Origin of the sequence: Faecalicatena contorta (assembly GCF_022835095.1) — a bacterium.
Classification (GTDB): Bacteria; Bacillota; Clostridia; order Lachnospirales; family Lachnospiraceae; genus Faecalicatena; species Faecalicatena contorta.
Genome location: NZ_BQNQ01000001.1, coordinates 2,559,644 through 2,581,451 on the forward strand (window position 1 = coordinate 2,559,644; position 21,808 = coordinate 2,581,451).

Genomic DNA, 21,808 nt, shown 5'->3' on the forward strand with positions numbered 1-21,808 from the left:
TCTCTCCTTTTCCGCCATAGGGGTCTGCCCCTTATGCAAAGGGGGCTTTCCCCTTTGCAAGAGGGGCAGACCCCTTTGCTTTTACCAGCGGTTTTTCAGTTTGTTTTGCAATCTGTATATCGTGTTTAATGCATCAATCGGGGTCAGGTTCCCAACATCAATATTTTTCAATTCTTCCAGGACATCTCCGTCTTTGACCGTATCAAACAGAGACATCTGGGCGATGTCAACTTCATCATATTTTTTGACCTTGGATTTCTTTTTGCTCTCATGTTCTTTGACGGCAATTTCGCTGACTCTTGTGGTGATATCCTCATCACTGAGTTCTTCAACAATCTCTTTTGCCCTTTCTATGACAATGTCCGGCACTCCCGCAAGTTTGGCTACCTGGATCCCATAGCTCTTGTCTGCCCCGCCTTTCACGATTTTGCGCAGGAAAACGATGTCGTCTCCCTTTTCTTTTACCGCAATACAGTAATTGTTCACGTTTTCTATCTTGCCTTCCAGCTCGGTCAGCTCATGGTAGTGTGTCGCAAACAGTGTTTTTGCTCCCAGCAGATGCGTGTCGGAGATATACTCCACAACAGCCCATGCGATGGAGAGTCCGTCGAATGTGCTGGTTCCCCTTCCGATTTCGTCCAGGATAAGCAAGCTTTTGCTGGTTGCATTACGCAGGATATTGGCAACCTCTGTCATCTCGACCATAAACGTACTCTGTCCGGAAGCGAGATCATCTGATGCCCCAACCCTGGTAAAGATCCTGTCTACCAGCCCGATATTGGCGCTGGATGCCGGAACAAAGGAACCCAGCTGCGCCATCAAAACGATCAGTGCGGCCTGCCGCATGTAAGTGGACTTACCGGCCATATTCGGTCCGGTGATGATGGAAATCCTCTGTTTTTTATCATCCAGATAGGTATCGTTTGAGATGAACATATCATTGGGAATCATCTTTTCCACGACCGGGTGCCGTCCGTCCTTGATGTCGATTACGCCCTTTTCGTTAATTTTAGGGCGCACATAATTATTGCGTTCTGCAATCAGGGCAAGGGATGCAAACACGTCCAGCGCCGCCACCGCCTTGGCCGTTTTCTGGATGCGCTCGACCTCCCCGGCTATGGTGCCGCGCACGCCGCTGTAAAGCTCGTATTCCAGTGCATACAGCTTGTCCTCCGCCCCCAGTATTGTGTCTTCCAGTTCTTTGAGTTCCGGTGTAATATAACGTTCCGCATTGGCAAGCGTCTGCTTTCTTGTATAATAATCCGGCACAAGATCTTTATAGGAATTGGTCACCTCCAGATAATATCCGAAGACTTTGTTGTACTTAATCTTCAGATTCTTAATACCGGTTTTTTCACGCTCTTCTTCTTCCAGCTTAGCCAGCCAGTCTTTTCCGTCTGACTTGGCGTGCCTGAGCGTATCGACCTCCTCGCTGTAGCCGTCCCGTATAATACCGCCCTCTTTCATCGCAAGCGGCGGATCATCTATAACCGCATCCTTGATCAGCGTACACAAATCTTCCAGTGTATCCAGATCATCGCGCACTCCTCCCAGAAGCGCGGACTGCATCTCTTCGAGTATGTACTTGATCGGCGGAAGCATCTCCAGCGAACTGCACAGCGCGGTCAGGTCTCTTGGATTGGCAGAACCGTAGGTGATCCGGGTAATCAGGCGTTCCAGGTCATAGACCGGTGACAGGTATTCGCGGATCTCTTCGCGTGAGATTGCATTGTTCTTTAATTCCTCTACCGCATCCAGGCGCCGCAGAACCTCCTCCTTTTCTATCAAAGGTTGTTCCACATACTTCCTGAGTGTCCGGGCTCCCATGGCAGTCCGGGTCTTATCCAGTACCCAGAGCAGGGAACCTCTTTTTTGCTTTTCCCTCAGCGTCTCGCATAGTTCCAGATTCCTTCTGGTGGAACTGTCCAGCATCATATATTTTCCCGTCGTATAAGGAGTAATATGGGTCAAATGGGAAAGATTGTTTTTCTGGGTTTCCAGCAAATACTGGAGGAGGGCTCCGGCGCTGATGATCCCGCAGTCATAATCCTCCAGCCCAAGCCCTGCAAAGGAGGATACATGAAAATGCTCCAGCAGCTTCTTCCTGCAGACTGCATCATCAAAATACCAGGCGTCAAGAGAATATATAGCGATGCCCAGCCGGTTTCTCAGGTCATCCAGATCCATGCCGCTCATGTAAAAAGATTCATTGCAGATGATTTCGGAGGGCATAAACTTGTAAATCTCATCCATCAGCTTTACGCTGTCGGGAAGTTCTGTTACAAAATAGTCTCCGGTCGTAATATCGGAGATGGCCAGGCCATAACGGTCGGCTATGTAAACGATACACATCAGATAATTGTTCTTTGTCTCATCCAGTGCCTGAGGGGCCAGATTGGTTCCGGGGGTGACAATCCGCACTACATCCCGTTTGACAAGTCCCTTCGTCAGTTTGGGATCCTCCATCTGCTCACAGATGGCTACCTTGTAGCCCTTTGCGACCAACTTGTTCAAGTAATTGTCTACGGCATGATAAGGGACACCGCACATGGGTGCCCGCTCCTCCAGCCCGCAGCTTTTGCCTGTCAGCGTGATCTCCAGTTCCCTGGATGCCGTAATGGCATCCTCAAAAAACATCTCATAAAAATCGCCTAATCTATAGAATAAAATGCAGTCCGGATACTGATTTTTTGTCTCCATATACTGCTGCATCATGGGAGTTAATTCTGCCACGTTTCTACTTCCTTTCGCTTCTGAATTTCCATTATAGTATACCATTTTTTAAAAAGTTGTGAAAGAGAATTTTTCTCAAAGAGCCGGCATGTGTTTGTGAAATATTACAGTACGTGAAAATGCGGTTTTGCCTCTCCATACAGCCAGTAAAGCAGGTATGCCGCCAGAAAGATCCCGAACACGCTTAGTCCGGAAAATAGGATCGTAAAGGGCGCACATATCTGTCCGAACAGTTGAAAAGGCTGATCCGAATAATCCCAGACGTTCCAGTGCAGCCACTTATTCACTATGATCCCGGTGATAAATTCTCCCGCCGTAACAAACAGCACGCAGCGGACTAGCTGCAACCAAAGCGGATCCTCCCATTTTACCCAGAGTCCCTGCTGTCCAAAGAAAACAAGGCACAGCCCGCCCAGCATAAACATGGACCAATGTGAAAAGCCTCTGAATATGACTTCAAATGTATAATAAATTGTTCCGCCCAGTGTCCAGAGTACCAGGTATTCGCTCACTTTTTTCACCGAAAAAACGTCCTCCTATATATCCATTCGTATCTGTTATATATAGTCTGGACGTTTTTTATTGAATTATAGGTGGAATATATTGTTACTATGCAGAGCTCATAGGCCGTGCATAGCAGCAATTTATTTCTTAATCATATCGCCAATATAATAAAAACCTCTGCATTCTTTTAATTCCACACTTACAATCTTTCCGATCAGATCCTCACCGCCGGGAAAATGAACCAGCAGGTTATTGCTCATTCTGCCGGTTACAAGCGCCGCATCGTGGTCATTGACCGTCTCGACAAGCACATCCTGGATTGTATTCGTGTATACACTGCACACTTCTCCCGATATACTCTGCACCTCTTTTAAGAGGCGGTCGAATCTGTCCTTCACCACGCTCTCCGGAACTTGGTCTTCCATAATCGCCGCGGGTGTGCCGGTCCTCTTGGAATAGATAAAGGTAAAGGCGCTGTCATAACGTACTTTCCTGACCACATCCAGAGTTTCCTGAAAATCCTCTTCTGTTTCCCCTGGAAAACCAACGATAATATCCGTAGTCAGAGAGATGTCAGGCACAGAAGACCTTATTTTTTCAACCAGCTCAAGATAATGCTCTTTTGTATAGCGGCGGTTCATCTTTTCCAGAATGCGGCTGCTTCCGGACTGTATCGGAAGATGAAGATGCCGGCAGATCTTTTCGGAGCTGCCCATCACTTCGATCAGTTCGTCGGAGAGATCCTTTGGGTGGGAGGTCATAAAACGAATCCTTTTCAGTCCGTCTATTTTTTCAATCTCCCGGAGCAGCTGTGCAAAACTCATGGGCTGTTCCAGGTTCTTTCCGTAGGAGTTTACATTCTGTCCCAGAAGCATTACTTCGACTACTCCGTCAGCCACCAATTCCTCGATCTCACGGATGATATCGTGTGGATTACGGCTTCTCTCCCGCCCCCTCACATAGGGGACAATGCAGTAGCTGCAGAAATTATTGCAGCCGAACATGATATTGACACCGGATTTGAACGAATACTTTCTTTCAGCAGGCAGATCCTCTACGATCTTATCCGTATCTTTCCATATATCAATGACCATGCGCCCGGATTCCAGGCGGGTAGCAATCAGTTCAGCAAATTTATAGATATTGTGGGTGCCGAAAATCAAATCCACAAACCGATAACTCTTCTTAAGCTTTTCTACGACTTCCGGTTCCTGCATCATACAACCGCAGAGACCGATCAGCATATGCGGATTCTTTTTTTTGACACGGTTTAACTGGCCGAGCCTTCCGTACACCCTCTGATTGGCGTTTTCCCTGACGGTGCAGGTGTTATAAATTACAAAATCCGCTTTTCCCTCGTCCGCTTCCTCACGGTATCCAATCTGTTCCAGTATACCAGCCAGTTTCTCAGAGTCCCTGGCATTCATCTGGCAGCCAAACGTGACAACGCAAAAAGTCAGAGGATGGCCTGCTTTTTCGGCCTGCTCCCTGACGTATTCTCTTGCTTTTGCTATAAAATAATACTGCCTTTCCGGTTCCCGGACAGGCGGTTCATCTGATAAGTTAATTTTTGAAAAATCAATAGTTTTCATATGTAATATTCCTTTACTTATGCCCTGGACAGCAGTCAGACAAACTGGTTCCTTGCGGCATCATATTCGTAATCTATCATTTTCAGCTTCCCGGTCAGTTCTTCTGCGGATATCGCCAAATCATCGCATAGTTCGTCCAATGATTGATAATAATCCCTGAGCTTCGTATTCACGACGCTCAGCAAAATGACCGGATCGCCCGGAAGTCCTGTCAGCATGTATAAATCTCCTTTTCTGTTATGATACATTCAGGCCGGATATCGTGTTCCTCAGAAGGGATCAGGTCCAGGCATTGTATCTCATAGGCCAGCGCTATGCGGCGGTATTCGGGATGCTTTCCAAGATAAGAGTCATAAAACCCTTTTCCGTATCCAATGCGGCCGCCCCGCCTGTCAAAAGCTACGCCGGGCATAATAACCAGTACATTGCTGCCGGCGGCTTGTCTCTCTGCCGGCGGCTCGGAGATCCCATAATACCCTTCAGACAGTTCATCCATACTGTCAATATAATAAAACACCATTCTAAGCCCGGAGTTATCCACATGGATCTTAGGAACCGCAACCTTTTTCCCCATTTTCCAGGAGTATTCCACCAGCCGCAACGTAGACACTTCCTCCCCGAAAGCGACATAACAATAGATCTCCTCTGCCTTCTGATACAGAGGATGCCCAATAACAGCCTTAAAAATCCTGTCGCTGAAGGCCTGTCTCATTTCAGCGGGAAGAGAGGCCCTGTCTTTTTTAATCCTTGCCCTAATTTCCTTTTTTGTTTCCAAACTTTTCACCCAGATTCACAACAGTCCCATCTTTTTCCTCAATATCAATCCGATCAAGCTGGCTGCGCAGATTCTGCCTGAAAGAATCCACATATTCCTGGCGCAGGATTTTCTGTTCCTTTTTTTCAGATTCGGTAAGGCCTTCGGCTTTTGATTTTCTGTATAATTCATTGATTCGTTTAATCTTTTGTTCGTCCATTCGTTTCTCCTATTTGCAGATCATTTTCTTTCGCAAAGCTGCAGAACAAAGTATATATTACACTATTTGACAGATTTCGTCTACTTATCAGCTCGAATAATTTTCTAAAAATCCGTAGAGTGCCTGCTCCGTCTCGATCAGTTTTCCTTCCCTGACTTCCTCCTGCACATCTTCCGGCAGGTTTGAAAGTGGAATACTTGTAACTTCATAAATTGTTGTCTTGTCATTGAGGTAAACTACAATATATCCATGGAGCTCACAAATATAATAGCCTTCATTCTTTGTGGCGCTCCCTTTTGTTGTAATGCTTTCCGTTTTCTGTTCCGGAATTTCAGCCTTGGCTTCCTGCCTGTCCAGCATATACTGGTAGCTGAGCTGGTAGCCAATCCCCAGCATGGAAACAAGCAGAAAAACGCCTGCAAAAAAGCCAATACAGTATTTCATTTTCATAAGGACCGACTCCTTTTTTCATACAGTATTGGCTTTTTTTATTGTTCTATACAATTTTTCGAAAAAATTATCAGTTTTTTCGGCTGTTGTTTCTACCGTCCGCCGTGGGGAAGCAGATGCAGTTTTCTGCAGATCCTCAGTATTTTCCGTCCCTGGGGCAGATCACGGATATCTTCCGGTGAAAGAGCGCCCAATTTTAAGATGCTTACGGCGTATACTGCAACGGCAGCCAAAATCGAAAGGATCGTTGGAATACGGCCTCCGATCAGCAGATCAAGCACCAGGTGCACGGCATATGTTACAACACCCATGATGACGGCTGCGAGAAGCGGCTTCACAAAAGTCTTTTCCATCTCCTGGCGGTGTCCGTTTGCCTTGTGGATGGCCCTGATATTTAAGATACACATGCAAAGCGCAAACACTATGTTGCTGCCCACAAGCGCGTAAATATTCCATTTAAATACGATCAGCATAATCAGCAGGGAAATGATATGTACAACAAGTGATATCCCCGCATTCTTAGCAGGCACAGATATTTTATCCAGGCCCTGCAGCACGGAATTTGTAACCGTAGATAAACAGTAAAATACAAGTGTAATGGAGCCGACGGCGAGAAGCAATGCCGGTGTACGGCTGGAATCTCCAAATAGCAGAACCATGATCGGCGATGCCAGTACCACAAATCCCACAAAACAGGGGATTGCTATGAGCATCGTAAACCGGACGGACTGGTTAATCTTATTATGAATCTGCGGGCGGTCATTTCTGGCAACCGCTCCGGTCAGACTGGGGATAATAGATGCCGCCAGCCCGTTGGCCATGGCGAGCGGTACACTGAGCAGTGTATTATACTTTCCCGAATAGATTCCCAGCAGAGCCATGTATTTTTCTTCCGGATACCCCTGCGCAGCCATAATTTTATTAAATATTGTCATATCCAGTAACTGATTAATATTGTAAATCGCAGTACTGAAGATAATAGGAACAAGCGTAATCAGGAGAATCTTCAGGATCCGGCCGTAACTTTCCTGACGGCGCGTCCTGTCCGTGCGGAGCTGTCTGCGTATGACACCGCGGTATACAAAAAAGGCAAACAACAGGAAGAAAAGGGCGGAAAGGGCTCCTGCAATTGTTCCCAGCGTTCCTCCTGCGGCTCCGTATGCCGGTCCCATCAGATCGTTATTCTGCTTCTCCGCCGCTTTTATCCCGATCCCAAAAAGGATGCTTGCGCCAGCCAAACTGATAACCGCATTGACAATCTGCTCAATCACCTGTGATACGGCCGTGGGTACCATGGTACCAAGCCCTTGGAAATATCCCCGCAGAACACCTAAGACGGATACAATAAAAAGCCCGGGCGCCAGAACCTTCAAGGCATAAGCGCTGAGCGGCGATTCCATAATGTGAGAGGAAATCAGATCTGCTCCAAAGAAAATGATGAGGGCAAATACAGCCCCAATCACAATGGAAAACACCAGGGAGCATACAAATACGCGGAATGCATTTCTTCTCTGCCTCATAGCCATCCTCGCGGAGACAAGCTTTGAGACTACGGTAGGAAGGCTCAGGGAAGATAGAAGCAGCGCCAGTGCATAGACTTCGAACGCATACCCGTAAAATCCCATCCCTTCATCCCCCAGAATATTTGTCAGGGGAATTCTATATACAACACCAATGATTTTCGTGATGACTCCGGCAATCGCCAGGATCGCACCCTGCATTAGAAAATCATCTTTTCTCTTTTTTTGCTTATGTGACTCAGCCATAAGTTCCCTCCGTGTAACTGTTCCGTTTACTTAGCTAAGAGTGTGGTAGATAATCCTTGCGCCAATGTAAAACACACCCTACCGCAATATCTGAATATTTTCAAGAATTTCTCTCTGCTTCTGTTCCATTAGAAGACGTTCTTCCTCCTCCATATGGTCATATCCAAATAAGTGCAGCATGCTGTGGGCAATCAGAAAAGCGAACTCTCTGCGCGGAGAATGTCCGTAAGCCTCTGCCTGTTCAAGGACTTTATCTTTTGATATGACGATGTCCCCCAGCATCAGTTCCCCGGATTCCGGGTTAAAGCAGTCCTGGGAATGCTCTTCCATCCCCGAAAAATCACCGGGCGTCTTATACTCCAGCATCGGAAAAGACAGCACGTCCGTCGCTTTGTCTATCTGGCGGAACATCTGGTTCATGTCCCGGATATCTTCGTCCGTGGTCAGCAGCAGATTAATCTCAGCCTCATACGGACAGCCTTCGTATTCCAGCGCCGCCTCAATCACAAGATTTGCTGTATCTTCTGTATTGAAAGGCAGCTTCAGGCCGCCTTCTTCTTCCATGTATAAACTCATGAGTTACTCCTTTACAAACTGTTTGCCGGTTCGAATTTTATTCGCTTTATTTCCAATTCTTTACATACAAACTCCAGCCTATTATACACCTCATTTCACTCCCTTGTAAAGTTGCTTTTTTTGTAAAGCTTCCTATCCTGAAATTGCAGGTTACTGTTCAGACCGTGCCGTGCCCCCCCCCCGCTGCACAGCATCGGAACCGATGAAGTGATGGTCTCGGGGCATCCGCCTCCCGCCGTAGGCGACTTTAAATGGGCAGATGCCGTTACTGTTCACGCCCGCAGAGTGTGCACAGTAACCTTTGCAGATAATGAAAAAGATACAGCCGGGATATCTTTCCCCGGATGTATCTTTTTCATTCCTTTTACACTATCTAGTCTTCGGACCGGATCCGATCCGTTTCTTGTCACGCCTTGCCTGGGTACGTTCTTCTTCTTTTTCAAATGCCTTTACAATATCTTTCACGATCTTATTGCGGACTACGTCACGGTTTGATAACTTCGCAACGGTGATGTCATCGATGCCGCCCAGAATCCGGGCGCATCTTTCCAGACCAGAATCTGTATTCCTAGGAAGGTCAATCTGGGTTACATCACCAGTCAGTACCATCTTTGAGCCTTCGCCAAGGCGCGTCAGCGCCATCTTGAGCGTGGAAAATGACGCATTTTGACTTTCGTCAATTATCACGCGTGCCCGGCTTAAGGTACGGCCTCTCATATATGCCAGGGGAGCGATCTCGATCTCACCGCGCTCCTGATGTTTCTCTGATTTTTCGCGTCCGAATATATCGTCCAGGGCATCGTACAGCGGTCTCAGATAGGGGTCTACCTTCTGCGCCAAATCTCCGGGCAGAAATCCCAGACGCTCTTCTCCCGCTTCTATCGCCGGCCTGCTCATAATAATCTTATCGATTTCCCCCCGTTTTAATTCTTCCGCTGCCTGGGCAACGGCGAGGTATGTTTTTCCGGTTCCGGCAGGGCCGATACAGAAAGTGACGATATTTTCCTTTAACGCTTTTACATAGTTCTTCTGTCCAAGAGTCTTACACTTCACGGGGCCATGTTTATAAGTCAGGGTAACTACATCCTGCATGGCTTTATAAGTTTCATCGAGTCCTCCATCCCTGGATTCCTCGATCAGACGGTGTACGGTATCTTCCGTCAGCGCAGCGCCGCCGGTGTGGAGCTGTTTCATGCATTCTAAAACCTCTTTCACACAGTTGACATCAATCTCTGATTCACCTGTGACCTCCAGCATGGAATCGCGGCCTACAATACTCACATGAAAGCTGTTTTCAATTAGCTTAATATATTTATCCTCCGGCCCAAAAACGGCCTGCTGTTGATTGATGGTGTCAAACGACAGTTGTTCCTTCTGCAAACGATAATACCTCGCTTTCGTGATTTGGATATAGCACAAGAAGTATTATAGTGGAATCAACCTGTTTTTTCAAGTATATCGGACCACGTTTTAATTTCTGTTTCATCGGTAATCCAATATTCAAGGTTCAATATGCCGGATAAACGCCTGCATTTTCAGAACCTGCACATCTCCACGCCCGTGCTCCCCGCTGCTGCATACAGCCTTTCCATCAGCAAATCGGAGGGAGGCGTCAGGTTTTCTAAAGGATACCGCCTTCCCAGTGCCTTATACTTGCCTCTCCCAAGCTTATGGTACGGAAGCAGTTCATATCCGGCCACAGCAGAAGCTCCGGCGCTTTTTATGAATTCTCCGATTGCGCGTATTTCCTCCTCCGAGTCATTAAAGCCGGGAATAATGGGAGTTCTGGCGATCAGGTCAAAGGAATACTTTCGTGACATCTCCGCCATCAGAAGAAATCTATCCAGTATCAGCTTGTTTCCGGAGCCGGTCCATTGCTGATGTTTCATGTCATCCATGCACTTTATATCGAAAAACACCATGTCTGTATAAGGCGCAATTCTTTCGATCGTCTCTGCCTTCCCCGACCCACAGGTCTCGATTGCTGTGTTGATCCAGCTTTCCTTAAGAGACTGCAGCAGTGCTTCCAGAAATTCCGGCTGGGCAAGTGGTTCCCCTCCGGAAATTGTAACGCCGCCGCCGCTTTTCAGATAAAAGTTCATGTCCCGTTTCACCAGTGCTGTCACATTCCCTGCAGTCATCTCTTCTCCACTGATTTTCCTGCATCCCGCGAAGCACTGCTCCACACAGGGAAATGGAGATTCCCGGTCTGCGCAGTTACTGCAGATATTCCTGTCCCCGGCAGGTGCTGTTTTTAACGCTCCATAAGGACAGCTTTCCATGCAGGCGCCGCATGCAATACAATTGTCCTCAAAAAACATGAGTTCCTTCTTATTATTTTGTGTTTCCGGGTTGCAGCACCATCTGCACCTCAGGGGGCAGCCTTTCAGAAAGACTGTGGTCCGCACTCCAAGTCCGTCGTTAAGGGCATACCTCTCAATATTGGCTACAAGGCCGCTTTTTTTTGCTGTACTTCCGTAAACTGAACCTGTCATGATCCTGTCCCCCTGCATTTAGTCATTCCGATTAGCAAGGACAGCCGCTACAATGATAATTCCCTTGAAGACCATCTGCGGATAGGATGCAATTCCCAAAAGGTTCATTACATTCATCAGAATTCCCATCAGAAATGCACCGATCAGAGTCTTTACCGCACCTCCTGTGCCTCCTGATAAGGATGCTCCTCCAATCACAACGGATGCGATGGCATCCAGCTCATATCCATCGCCTACGGTTGCTGTACCCATGCTCAGACGTCCCGCAAGAATCATCCCGGCCAGTCCAAACAGAAATCCACCGATAGCATATACTGCCACAAGATATCCTTTTACATTGATACCTGCCAGCCTGGCGGTCTCCTGATTACCGCCGATGGCGTAAAGCCCTCTTCCATATTTCGTTTTATTTAGTACAAAAAGTACAATTAAAAATACCAATACCATGATAAAAATCGGAGTTGGAATAAATAATACAGACCCCTGGATAAAATCCGGCCAGAATGTCCCGTCAATTCTCCGATTCTCTCCTACCTGATACATATACGCAAGGCCTTTCAGAATTGATGTCATGGCAAGTGTCACGATAAACGGAGCTACCTTAGCATAAGCGACCAGAACTCCGGTCACACAGCCGAATAAAATCCCTAATCCGCCTACTGCCGCAATGGCCATCGGCCCCATCCCATTCTGAATGAAACCTGCTGTCAGACAGACACAAATACATACATACGAGCCGACTGAAAGGTCAATCCCGCCCGTGATGATAATCATGAGCATTCCCAGCGCACAGATTGCAGAAATAGAGTTCGTGATCAGGACTGATGTAATATTCCCTACTGTTAAAAATACAGGTGTCGCAAAACAACTGAATATAAATATAAGAATAAAGGCAATAATTACAAAATTATTCTTAATAAATTTCCCTGCTTTGAAATGACCTGTTTTTCCGGCAATAATCTTTTCCATTTTTTGATTCCTCCTCACCTATCTCTGCTCATTCACAGTGTTGGTTGCATATTTCATAATGTTTTCTTCTGTCAGCATTTCTTTTTTCAGCTCCCCTGTCAGGTTCCCTTCGCTCATGATATAGACGCGGTCGCTCATACCGATTACTTCAGGCAGGTCGGAAGAGATCATAATAATAGCCACTCCGGCTTTTGCCAGTTCCTTCATAATTGTGTAAATCTCAAATTTTGCGCCCACGTCAACCCCGCGTGTCGGCTCGTCCAATATTAAGATCCTGGGGTCTGTCGCCAGCCATTTTGCCAATACGACTTTTTGCTGATTGCCTCCACTTAAGCTTTTGACCGGATTATGCATGCCTGCCGACTTGATCCCCAGATCTTTGATAAACTTCTCTGTAAGGGAGCTCTCTTTCTTTTGATTCAGCATACGTCTTGTGCGGATTTTATCCAGCGCTGCAAGAGTTAAATTAAAACACAGGGATTTATCTACAATCAACCCGTTCCCTTTTCGGTCCTCTGTTACGAATCCGATACCGGATCGGATCGCCTCTTTTGGACATTTAAAGAGTATCTCCTTACCATCCAGTTTTAACTTCCCTTTTCCTGTAATTCTGTAGCCGCCTGTCACCGCCATCATAAGCTCCGTCCGTCCGGCCCCCAAAAGCCCCGAGATTCCTACAATTTCCCCTCTTCTGAATTCCATGCTGACATGGTTTACGATATGTTTCCCGTCATATTCCGGATGAGGCACGCTGTAGTCCAGAATCTCCAGAATAACATCGCCCTTTTCTGTCTCTATATCAGGATACATATTCTTTAATTCCCGGCCAATCATATAAGACACAAGCCGATCTGTTGTCAGTTCGCCTGTCTTTTTCGTCACAATCATTTTCCCGTCTCTCATGACCGAAACAGAATCCGTAAGTTTAAAAATCTCCTCCAGCCTGTGGCTGATATAGATGATCGTAATTCCCTCATTTTTCAGTTCCTTCAGGATTCGGAACAGGGTCTCTGTCTCACGGTCTGTAAGCGGGGCTGTCGGTTCATCCAGAATCAGTACCCTTCCGCCCATCATAATCGCCTTGGCAATTTCAACCAGCTGCTGCTGGCCAACGCTTAAATACTTTACCTTTGATTTCACATCAATGTCCAGTGACAGCCGCTTTAATGCATCTTCCGCTTTTTTAAAGACGGTTTTCCAGTCAATCCCCGTATGATTTCGCGGCATATGCCCCAGAAATACGTTCTCAGCAACACTGATCTCAGGGATCATTGCCAATTCCTGATGTACCATGACAATTCCCGCCCTGTTCGCATCATCAGGACTTAAAAGCTTCACCTGCTTCCCTCCCACAAGAACATCTCCCTCATATGTATGATGTGAAAAGCTTCCGCTTAATACATTCATCAGCGTAGATTTCCCTGCACCGTTCTCGCCGATCAGTGCATGAATGTCCCCTTCCTCGATTTGAAGGGAAACATCATCTATTGCTTTCACTCCGGAGAATGCCTTTGTTATATGTCTCATTTCAACTGCAAATCCCATACCTAACCACCTCTTTCCCTTTACTTAAAGGCAAATCCTTTGATAAGGTAAAAGACCGCCCTTTGGCGGCCTTTTCCTTTTAATATGTGGAGTCCGGATCGTAAACATCGTCCACATTACTCTTCGTATAACATGTATTCGGTACGTTAAACGTCGCCGGCGTAGTGACACCGGATGCCTGCTGTGCAGCAAGGTATACCGCCCATTTTCCCATAATTCTCGGGTCGTTGGATACGGTTGACGCAACCCCTTTGTCACCGTCTTTAATCCATTTCAGGACCGATTTTCTTCCATCAATTGATGTGATCATAATCTTCCCAGTCTTGCCGGCCGACTCTATTGCAGATACAACTCCCTGGCATCCGCCGTCACATGCACTGAAAATAATGTCCAGATCTGGATTTGCCTGCAGAACATCTGTTGTCACTGTCATTGCGGGCTCTGGCTGCCAGTTATAGTACTGGTATGCAACAATATCCAGATTTGATTTTCCATACTTTTCGAGCATATAGTCATTGTAGCCGTTGATCTGCCCCCATCTTCTCAAATCAGACTCTTTTTCCTGCGCTGCCGCGGATAGTACAAGTGCTTTTACAGAATCCTTCCATCCATATTTTTCGTCAAATGCCTTTGCCAGTTCAAAGCCGCCCTGATATCCGCTGTTCTCTACATCAGCGGAGACAAATGTAAAAGGCGCCGCCTCTTCACTCATTGCACTGTTTACGACTGTCAGCGGTATTCCTGCATTATGTACTTTCTCGATTGCAGGAAGAAGCCCTGATGAATCCTTCGGATTTACAATAATTGCGTCCATTTTCATATTTACCGCAGTTTCAATATCACCCATCTGTTTTGTAATATCATCTTCCCCATCGTATACGGTCAGTTTCACGCCTAAGTGCTCCGCTTCTAGCTGTGCCACCCTTACAAGCTGTTCATACCATTCCGAGCCTGCAATATTTCTTTGAGAAAGCGCAATCTGCAATCCTTCGAATTCATTTTCTTCTCCAATCGGCTCTTCCGGCAGCGTATTCAGCATTTCATTAGTTGGTGAGAAGCTTTCTCCTGTTGCATTACTTGCCTGTGTACTTTTTGTCTCTGTACTCTTTTTCTGGCTTGCCGGCTGACAGGCTGCTAAAGTCCCCATTACGCATATACACATAAATATACTCATTATCCTTTTTTTCATCTCTTTTTCCTCCCATTCTTCTTCTCCGCCCGCAGGGCATATGTTACGGGGTGCCCTTGGGTATACATTATTCTGCAGCTTTGCTGCAAATCCGCCCGCAGGGCATGTGTTGCGGGGTGCCCTACGGGTATAATTTTTCTTCAGTTCTTTCGATAATATCTTGCTGGACATCCCTTGACAGCTGTGTAAAATACGCGCTGTATCCTGCTACACGTACAAGCAGGTCTGCATATTCCTGCGGATTCTTCTGGGCTGCAAGCAAGGTATCTCTGCTCACGATATTAAACTGCATCTGTGCACCGCCGGAAGCAAAATATTCGTCTATCAGACTTACAAATCTTCTGAGTCCGTCATTTTTTACTACCCTTTCCATAATACACCTCCTCACATTTTCCAACCTGCATTTAAATTCAGCAAGACCTCTATCCGGCCTTTTGGAATACTAATACAGGTCAGACGGATTAAATTTCAAATTATACAATGAACCGCAGGAAAGTAATATATTGTTAATCTTTGACACAGAACGGATTGCCGCAGTAGGACCACTCGTATCAGTTCCTTTCATCGGGGACTGTCCATCTGCCACCGCAGTGTAAGCTTCCCGTCCGTCCGGAGTCGCGCCGCACACCTTACCGAACGGAGTGTTGCTTGACACGGTGCTCGTAGAGCAGTGAAGCGTGCCTCCAATTGGACCACGGCCATACCTTGTGTTTTTATAGGAGCATAACTCATTTGCTACAAACGCAAGCATCTCCCTCGCCAGTTCATCTACTTCATCAATGTCATTCCCATACTTTTCAACGCCTTTGCACAGAGCCTGAATCTGCGGGCCTGTCGGCCTGCTCTCCATATCCTGAAAATTGGTTTCCAAAGCATGCTTAAGCTGCGCGCCGGTCAGTCTCTTATCGTCAAATATCAGTTTCTTAACCGCATAAAGACTATTGGCAATATTAGCGGTCCCAATGGTCTGCTGTCCTGTGAAATCATACTTTGCACCGCCCTGCTTAAACGTCTTCCCGCGCTCCAGCGTCGTCGTCGGACAGCCAAATACAGAGGTCATCGGCTCATTCATATGTTCTTCCCAGAGCTGGTCAATCGTATTTTCCAGAATCGCCTCCATCTTGATATAATACTGAATCTGATCCTTATATGCTTCCTTCACTTCCTCGAAGCTCTCAAAGGAGGCCAGGTTTTTTCCGTTTTTATTCGGGTGGAGGCAGATACCGGTTCTCGGATCCGTTCCATTATACAGCGACATCTCCAGCGCTTTCGTACAGTTCAGCCATGCTCCGCCGGTTCTGCCTCCCAAAAGCCCTGCCGGTCCCGGTTCCACACATCCAATGATACAGTAATTATAAGCATCGTTCAGCTCATACCCCCGATTCAGAAGCGCCGGGATATATGTCTCATCATTAAAGATAGACGGAAGCCCTGTTCCAAGCCTCACCACTTCTGCTGTCTTCATTTTGAATTCAAAAGGTGTGTTTTTATGGAAACGCACGGTCAGCGACGGCTGCGGTATTCTTGTATGGTAGATGGCATCTAAACAGATGTAACTGAGTTCATTCGTTGCATCGCATTTTCTCACCGGATCCTGTCCGCCGATCGTAAGATTCTGGAACATCGGTACTCCCCGGAAATAATCTGTATCCTGCCAGCTTCTTACTTTGTTGCTTGCATAAATCTGCAGGAAAAAGTTTTCTACCATTTCAACCGCCTGTTCCCGTTCTAAACGTCCTTCGGCAATATCTTTTTCATAAAATGGATACATAAACTGGTCAAACCGCCCGAAGGAAATTCCTACACCATTATCCTCTATATGCAGACAGATATGGGTGATAATGATAAACTGAAGCGCTTCTTTGAAGGTTCTGGCCGGTTTTGCAGGAACATGGGTGCACATTTCTGCTATTTCTTCCAATTCCTTTTTCCTGACCGGGTCAGCTTCTTTTGCTGCCATCCGGGCTGCAAGCTCTGCATATCTTGCCGCATAATGAATGACCGAATTGGCCGTTACAATCGCAGCTTCGTAAAAATCCTTTTTCTTAACTGCTTCGGGATCATTTTTCCAGTCCAGATGATCAAGCCCCTGCCCTGCAAGATGAATCATTTCTTCAAGGCCGTGGTTAATCAGCCATTCATGTGCTGTAGCAAAGTGTCCGTCACCGCCCTGAAAATATGCCCCTATATCTGCAGCTTTTATCTCATAGTGGGTCAGGAGCGCCTCTTTTGGAAGCCTGTTTCTAAGCCTGTCCACATGCGTTTTGCCCTTCCACCAATCACATATATGGCGAATGTCATCCATATCTTCCCTGCGCAGAACGTATCTGTCTGCCGGTCTTGTATCTGGGAAATATGGATTTCCTTTGATAAATTCCTCCTCCATCCACTCCACTTCAAACTCCGGAAAAATGGGCGCCCAACGGGGGTTGGAGGTTTGGTTGCCTGCAAACAGGCTCCCCGGCATCATGTAGATACTCATATTCTTTAATACATGTTCAATCGCGCGTGCCCGTTTCAGTACATTCGGCAGATCCGGTTCTGTCTCATAAAATTCTGTCAGATATTTTCCTCTCTCTATGCAGATACCGCTTTCAAAAGAAGTAATATACCTGTATAATTCATCAATCCGCTTTGATCTCACTGGCTTCGTACTGATTTGATACGAAAGGTTCTCTTCCATATATTTCCTCCTGTTATTTTATGTACATCTATGGTTTCTCGATATATCGTTCTTCCTGCAATTATTATATTTGTTATTATATTCTGCTTCAACTCATTATCTTTGGTAAAAAGAGGATTTTCTTTAGTTTTTTGTATCTTTTGTATGGTTTTGATATCTTTTTCTTTTATTAATTGTGTTTTTTCACTACATCTATTGAAATCTCTGGTACAATCCATTATACTGATTCCAATCTGGTAGAGAATATTTAAGGGGGAGGAATTATATGTTAAAAGTTCTGATTATAGATGATGAAGAAAAGGTCTGCAGACTGATCCAGTGCCTGATTGACTGGGAGTCACTCGGCCTGTATATCGCAGGTATATGCCATGACGGGCTGCTGGCCCTGGATATGGTAAAAGAAACTTCTCCGGACATTATCATTACCGATATCCGAATGCCCGGATGTGATGGACTTACCCTGATACGGGCCGCGAAAGAATTCAATCCCGGGATCCATTTTATTATTATCAGCGGTTATGGGCAGTTTGACTACGCACAGCGTGCGATTCAATACGGTGTTTCTGATTATATATTAAAACCAATCAAAGAAAAAGACCTGAAGGCAACACTAGTCTCAATCGTAGAAAAGCACCAGTCAATGGAATCGCACAGGCAGCAGGATGAAGCAATCCGAAATGAGTTAAATTCGACTCAGGAACGCATCAAATCCAATTTCATCAATGATCTGATTTTAAACCCGCAGATCATACAGGCCTTCCATTCCATTGAAGATATCAACCGGACTTATTACACCAATTTTAAGGAATCTGCTTTTACTCTGCTTTGCATTTATCTTGACACCCCTGATGAGAATGGCCGGACAATTGTCAGTGATTTTCTGGTAAATAAAGCAGCCGGGATCATTGATTCAGAAACAGGTCAGTATCATGACTGTTCCATGACCGTTTCCGGCGGATACATATATTGCCTTGTCAATGACAATGAAGAACAGCTGTCACACATTTACCAGACTTCCAAAAGCATCCGGGGAGCCCTGCTGTCATTAAAAGAAATCTTTCCTGAACTTCATGTTATACTGCTTCAAAGCAGTATTAAGCACACTTTTGCAGAAATCACCGATTGTTTTGGGGAGATAGAATCTGCACTGTGTGAAAAAGTCCTCTCAGGGAGCGATGCCATTTATTCCTATTCCAGGATACCGAAATGTAAAAGCCATGTGTCGGACTTTATCACACCCTCTTTCAGAAGCCAGTATCTCAGCTATGCCGAGACATTCCAGTACGAAAAGCTGCAGGAATTTCTGTCTGATCTTGCGAATCGGCTTGTCCTTCTGGACGCTGTTACCGGTGCGTTCATCCGGCGTGTATACAATGAAATTGTCACACTCTTTTTATTCTGCCTGAATCAGCATAAAATCAATGTATCTTCGGACGAGCTGACCGATAAATGGAATACCTGCTTTCTTTCCTTTACTTCTGTTTATGATTTGTTTTCTTATCTCGCCGAAGAACAATGTGCTTTGCTTCAGGACTGGAAATCTCATAAGAAGAAAGCACAGTCCAAAGCTGTACTTATGGCGAAACAATATATCAACGGGCATTATGAGCAAAGCCTGACACTGGAACAGATCGGGCAGGTAGTCGGTCTTAACGCTTCTTATTTTTCAAATATCTTTAAGAAGGAGACCGGAAGCAGCTTTATTGAATACCTGACAGATGTCCGCATCCAGAACGCCAAAGACCTGCTCACAGAGACAGATCTGGAAATCATTGAGATATCCGAACGTACCGGCTTCCATGACCTGAAATATTTCATAAGGTGCTTCCGCAAGACTACCGGAATGACTCCTGCCGCTTACCGAAAACTTTTTTCCTGACATACGGGTGAGATCATGAAAAAAACTTATTATCATATACTTTGTACACTCTCTGTCATTCTGGTTGTGTTATCCGACATTGCCATCTGTCTGACAGTGATCCCAGGGAATATTTCTTATACAGCACTCTTCTTTTTACTGGCGGCAGTCCATATAGCATTATTTGTTTATATTTGGTATTTTCTCCGAAGGCCGCAGAAAATACTAAAAGAAGCTGCCAGGGATTATAATTCCATGCAAGATTTTGATGCCTTTCTGGCATCTGCTTCACCCTTTTTGTCGGAAGAGCTGCTGAACATGATGTATGATTTTAAACATCAGAAAATAGACTTCGCAAAGTCTCAAAAACAGGCGGAATATCTTGCTCTGCAGAACCAGATTAATCCGCATTTTTTGTACAATACATTGGAAGCCCTGCGGGGCGATACATTGTACGAGGGACTGAAAACCGTTTCATCGGTCATTGAGGCACTGGCTACCTTTTTCCGTTATACAATTACCGATACCGGCAATCTGACTACGATGGAGAATGAATTGGATCATACAGAGAATTACTTTATCATCCAGAAATACCGGTTTGGAGATAAAATCAATATGGATGTGATCTGGCCGGATGACAGAAACGAGGTTCTTACCCTGCTTATTCCCAAACTGACTCTCCAGCCAATCATCGAAAATTCAATCTTCCACGGGCTTGAAAAAAAGAGCGGGAATGGGAAAATTACGATTTCGATCGAAACAACAGAACGGTTTCTGTTCATTAATATCTCGGACACCGGTATTGGCATGACGCACGATATTCTGCATCGGATCAATGAATCTCTTGAAAATCCGTCCAGGCCCCCGGCCCCCACAGGAAAACAGGAGCGCCAGAGTATTGCGCTTCAGAATGTGGCACGCAGAATAAAACTTCTGTTCGGCAATGAATACGGCCTGCACGTATACAGTACTCAGGGAATCGGAACTGATGTCCGTATCATCCTGCCCAAAATACAGAAAAGGAACCTGACTCTATGAAAAAGGAATTATTTCGTATCTTCAACCTGTCGATTCGCCAGAATCAAAGCGCAGTCCTTTCGAACCTCTATCTGCAGGTTTTTGAAGGGGAACATACCGGAATTCTTTTTAATAGTTTTTATGAGAGAACAGCCTTCTTAGATTTTATTGATGGTAAAATTCCGGAAGTAGAAGGAATCATTTATTTTGAAGAGACTGCCGTTACATATCAGGATTATATCCGTTCATATAAAAAGGAAACTGCAATCGTCTATGAGTCCAGCCGTCTGATGAACAGCCTTTCCGTATATGAAAATCTATTTTATGAACGGCTTTCATTTTTATGGATTACGGCTAAAAAGTATAAAAAAATGGCAGAAAACCTGTTCGAATTTTTTCACCTTTCTTTGGATGTTAATCAAAAAGTGAAGTCGCTGACCAATTTTGAACGAATTGCTGTTGAGCTGGTGAAAGCATTTCTGCAGGGAAAGAAACTGATCTTTTTATCGAATGCCGCCTCTCTTTTAGATGCCGGTGAATTCGAACAGCTTTTATCTATTCTCAGAGTATTGGAAAAGCACGGTATCACGTTCCTAATCGGGGAGACTTTTGATATCCGTCTCTTTCGGCTTACGTGTACGCTTCATCTGATAAAGAACGGACAGACCCTCCGAATTCTGCCGCGCTCGCAGATCTGCCAGGAAGAGATTCAAAGGTCGCTGGGCTCCTATTCTGTTCTTCGTCATCAGAAGAGCCATCATCAGGACAGGGATATCAGAGAATCCGTTCTGGCCTTCGAAAATGTGCAGGATATATTGCCTGTCCCGCTGTCGTTTACACTGAAAAAGGGGCAGATTCTGAAAATCATCTGTTCCAGTAACCGCGAAACAGATTATCTCTTATCGATTTTGAGACGGAAGGTATCAGCCGGCAGCGGAACTATACTTTTCAGGGGACAGCCTCTGCAGTCTGTCTCCCTGAAACAGTATCTGAAAAGCTGCGGAATCATAGAATCCAATCCGCGCCGGACCGTACTTTTCCACAACATGACCGTGCTGTATAACCTCTGTGTACCGCTTGACAGCAAAATCCATAATTTCTGGACCAATCCAGGCAATCAAAAGGGAGTTGAATATACGCTTAAGGATATTATTCCTCCCGGATATCTCCAGATGAATATCGATCAGGTACCAATGGAAATTGTACAGAAAGTCATCTACTGCCGTTGGCTTTTATATGTACCCGAATTACTGGTCTGCATGAACCCTTTTTCCATTATAGATACCTCCTTAAACCGGATTACGCTGGATATGCTGAGGCTGCTCTCTTCCAAAGGAATCGCCGTGCTGATTATTTCTAATAACTGGACTATGGATACAGAAATAGAAGGGGAGGCTGTATTTTTAACACAAGAATAAATAACAGGAAAGAATGCTAACAGTTCAGACAGGACTGAA

Annotated in this window: 17 protein-coding genes and 1 pseudogene; 3 read left to right on the plus strand and 15 right to left on the minus strand. The window is 45.6% G+C overall.

Annotation, left to right across the window (positions count from 1 at the left end):
• Positions 1-81: 81 nt before the first annotated feature.
• From mutS to MWG26_RS11505, 15 genes and pseudogenes are all read right to left on the minus strand, one after another.
• A complete protein-coding gene (gene mutS / locus MWG26_RS11430) occupies positions 82-2,733 on the minus strand; it encodes a DNA mismatch repair protein MutS (RefSeq protein ID WP_025657439.1) in 2,652 nt (883 codons plus the stop codon).
• A gap of 104 nt (positions 2,734-2,837) precedes the next feature.
• Positions 2,838-3,254 (minus strand): putative ABC transporter permease, encoded by a 417-nt coding sequence (locus MWG26_RS11435; RefSeq protein WP_025657438.1) that lies wholly within the window; start codon positions 3,252-3,254, stop codon positions 2,838-2,840.
• Between the two features lie 123 nt (positions 3,255-3,377).
• Positions 3,378-4,829, minus strand: a complete 1,452-nt coding sequence (gene miaB / locus MWG26_RS11440) for a tRNA (N6-isopentenyl adenosine(37)-C2)-methylthiotransferase MiaB (RefSeq protein WP_025657437.1) — start codon at positions 4,827-4,829, stop codon at positions 3,378-3,380.
• 35 nt (positions 4,830-4,864) lie between these two features.
• Positions 4,865-5,047, minus strand: a complete 183-nt coding sequence (locus MWG26_RS11445) for a DUF4250 domain-containing protein (protein ID WP_025657436.1) — start codon at positions 5,045-5,047, stop codon at positions 4,865-4,867.
• Positions 5,041-5,541 carry a 5-formyltetrahydrofolate cyclo-ligase gene (locus MWG26_RS11450; RefSeq protein WP_244062726.1) on the minus strand — a complete coding sequence of 167 codons (501 nt, stop codon included), beginning with the start codon at positions 5,539-5,541 and terminating at the stop codon, positions 5,041-5,043. Before MWG26_RS11450 ends, MWG26_RS11445 begins: the two co-directional genes overlap by 7 nt.
• 40 nt (positions 5,542-5,581) lie before the next feature.
• Positions 5,582-5,803, minus strand: coding sequence for a DUF896 domain-containing protein (locus tag MWG26_RS11455; protein ID WP_009004195.1), 222 nt, complete (start codon positions 5,801-5,803; stop codon positions 5,582-5,584).
• An 87-nt stretch (positions 5,804-5,890) separates the two neighbouring features.
• Positions 5,891-6,253 carry a hypothetical protein gene (locus MWG26_RS11460; RefSeq protein ID WP_025657434.1) on the minus strand — a complete coding sequence of 121 codons (363 nt, stop codon included), beginning with the start codon at positions 6,251-6,253 and terminating at the stop codon, positions 5,891-5,893.
• 92 nt (positions 6,254-6,345) lie between these two features.
• A complete protein-coding gene (locus MWG26_RS11465; protein ID WP_025657433.1) occupies positions 6,346-8,019 on the minus strand; it encodes a putative polysaccharide biosynthesis protein in 1,674 nt (557 codons plus the stop codon).
• Between the two features lie 78 nt (positions 8,020-8,097).
• Complete coding sequence (ybeY, locus tag MWG26_RS11470) at positions 8,098-8,595, minus strand: rRNA maturation RNase YbeY (protein WP_025657432.1); 498 nt, start codon at positions 8,593-8,595, stop codon at positions 8,098-8,100.
• Between the two features lie 369 nt (positions 8,596-8,964).
• Complete coding sequence (locus MWG26_RS11475; protein WP_025657431.1) at positions 8,965-9,975, minus strand: PhoH family protein; 1,011 nt, start codon at positions 9,973-9,975, stop codon at positions 8,965-8,967.
• A gap of 155 nt (positions 9,976-10,130) precedes the next feature.
• The gene (locus MWG26_RS11480; protein ID WP_173005561.1) at positions 10,131-11,090 is read right to left on the minus strand and encodes a glycyl-radical enzyme activating protein; all 960 of its coding nucleotides are present in this window, start codon (positions 11,088-11,090) and stop codon (positions 10,131-10,133) included.
• Positions 11,091-11,108: 18 nt separating this feature from the next.
• Positions 11,109-12,059 carry an ABC transporter permease gene (locus MWG26_RS11485; RefSeq protein ID WP_025657430.1) on the minus strand — a complete coding sequence of 317 codons (951 nt, stop codon included), beginning with the start codon at positions 12,057-12,059 and terminating at the stop codon, positions 11,109-11,111.
• 18 nt (positions 12,060-12,077) lie between these two features.
• Complete coding sequence (locus MWG26_RS11490; RefSeq protein WP_025657429.1) at positions 12,078-13,604, minus strand: sugar ABC transporter ATP-binding protein; 1,527 nt, start codon at positions 13,602-13,604, stop codon at positions 12,078-12,080.
• 79 nt (positions 13,605-13,683) lie between these two features.
• Positions 13,684-14,793, minus strand: a complete 1,110-nt coding sequence (locus tag MWG26_RS11495; RefSeq protein ID WP_081733191.1) for a substrate-binding domain-containing protein — start codon at positions 14,791-14,793, stop codon at positions 13,684-13,686.
• A 121-nt stretch (positions 14,794-14,914) separates the two neighbouring features.
• A pseudogene (locus tag MWG26_RS11505) lies at positions 14,915-17,476 on the minus strand (glycyl radical protein).
• 265 nt (positions 17,477-17,741) lie between these two features.
• Here MWG26_RS11505 and MWG26_RS11510 point away from each other — a divergent pair.
• From MWG26_RS11510 to MWG26_RS11520, 3 genes are read left to right on the plus strand one after another with little or no spacing between them, the layout of a single operon-like run.
• On the plus strand, positions 17,742-19,355 hold the full coding sequence (locus tag MWG26_RS11510; RefSeq protein WP_025657425.1) for a response regulator transcription factor: 1,614 nt from the start codon (positions 17,742-17,744) through the stop codon (positions 19,353-19,355).
• Positions 19,356-19,370: 15 nt separating this feature from the next.
• On the plus strand, positions 19,371-20,372 hold the full coding sequence (locus MWG26_RS11515; RefSeq protein WP_049915900.1) for a sensor histidine kinase: 1,002 nt from the start codon (positions 19,371-19,373) through the stop codon (positions 20,370-20,372).
• A complete protein-coding gene (locus MWG26_RS11520) occupies positions 20,369-21,769 on the plus strand; it encodes an ATP-binding cassette domain-containing protein (protein WP_025657423.1) in 1,401 nt (466 codons plus the stop codon). Before MWG26_RS11515 ends, MWG26_RS11520 begins: the two co-directional genes overlap by 4 nt.
• Positions 21,770-21,808 lie beyond the last annotated feature (39 nt).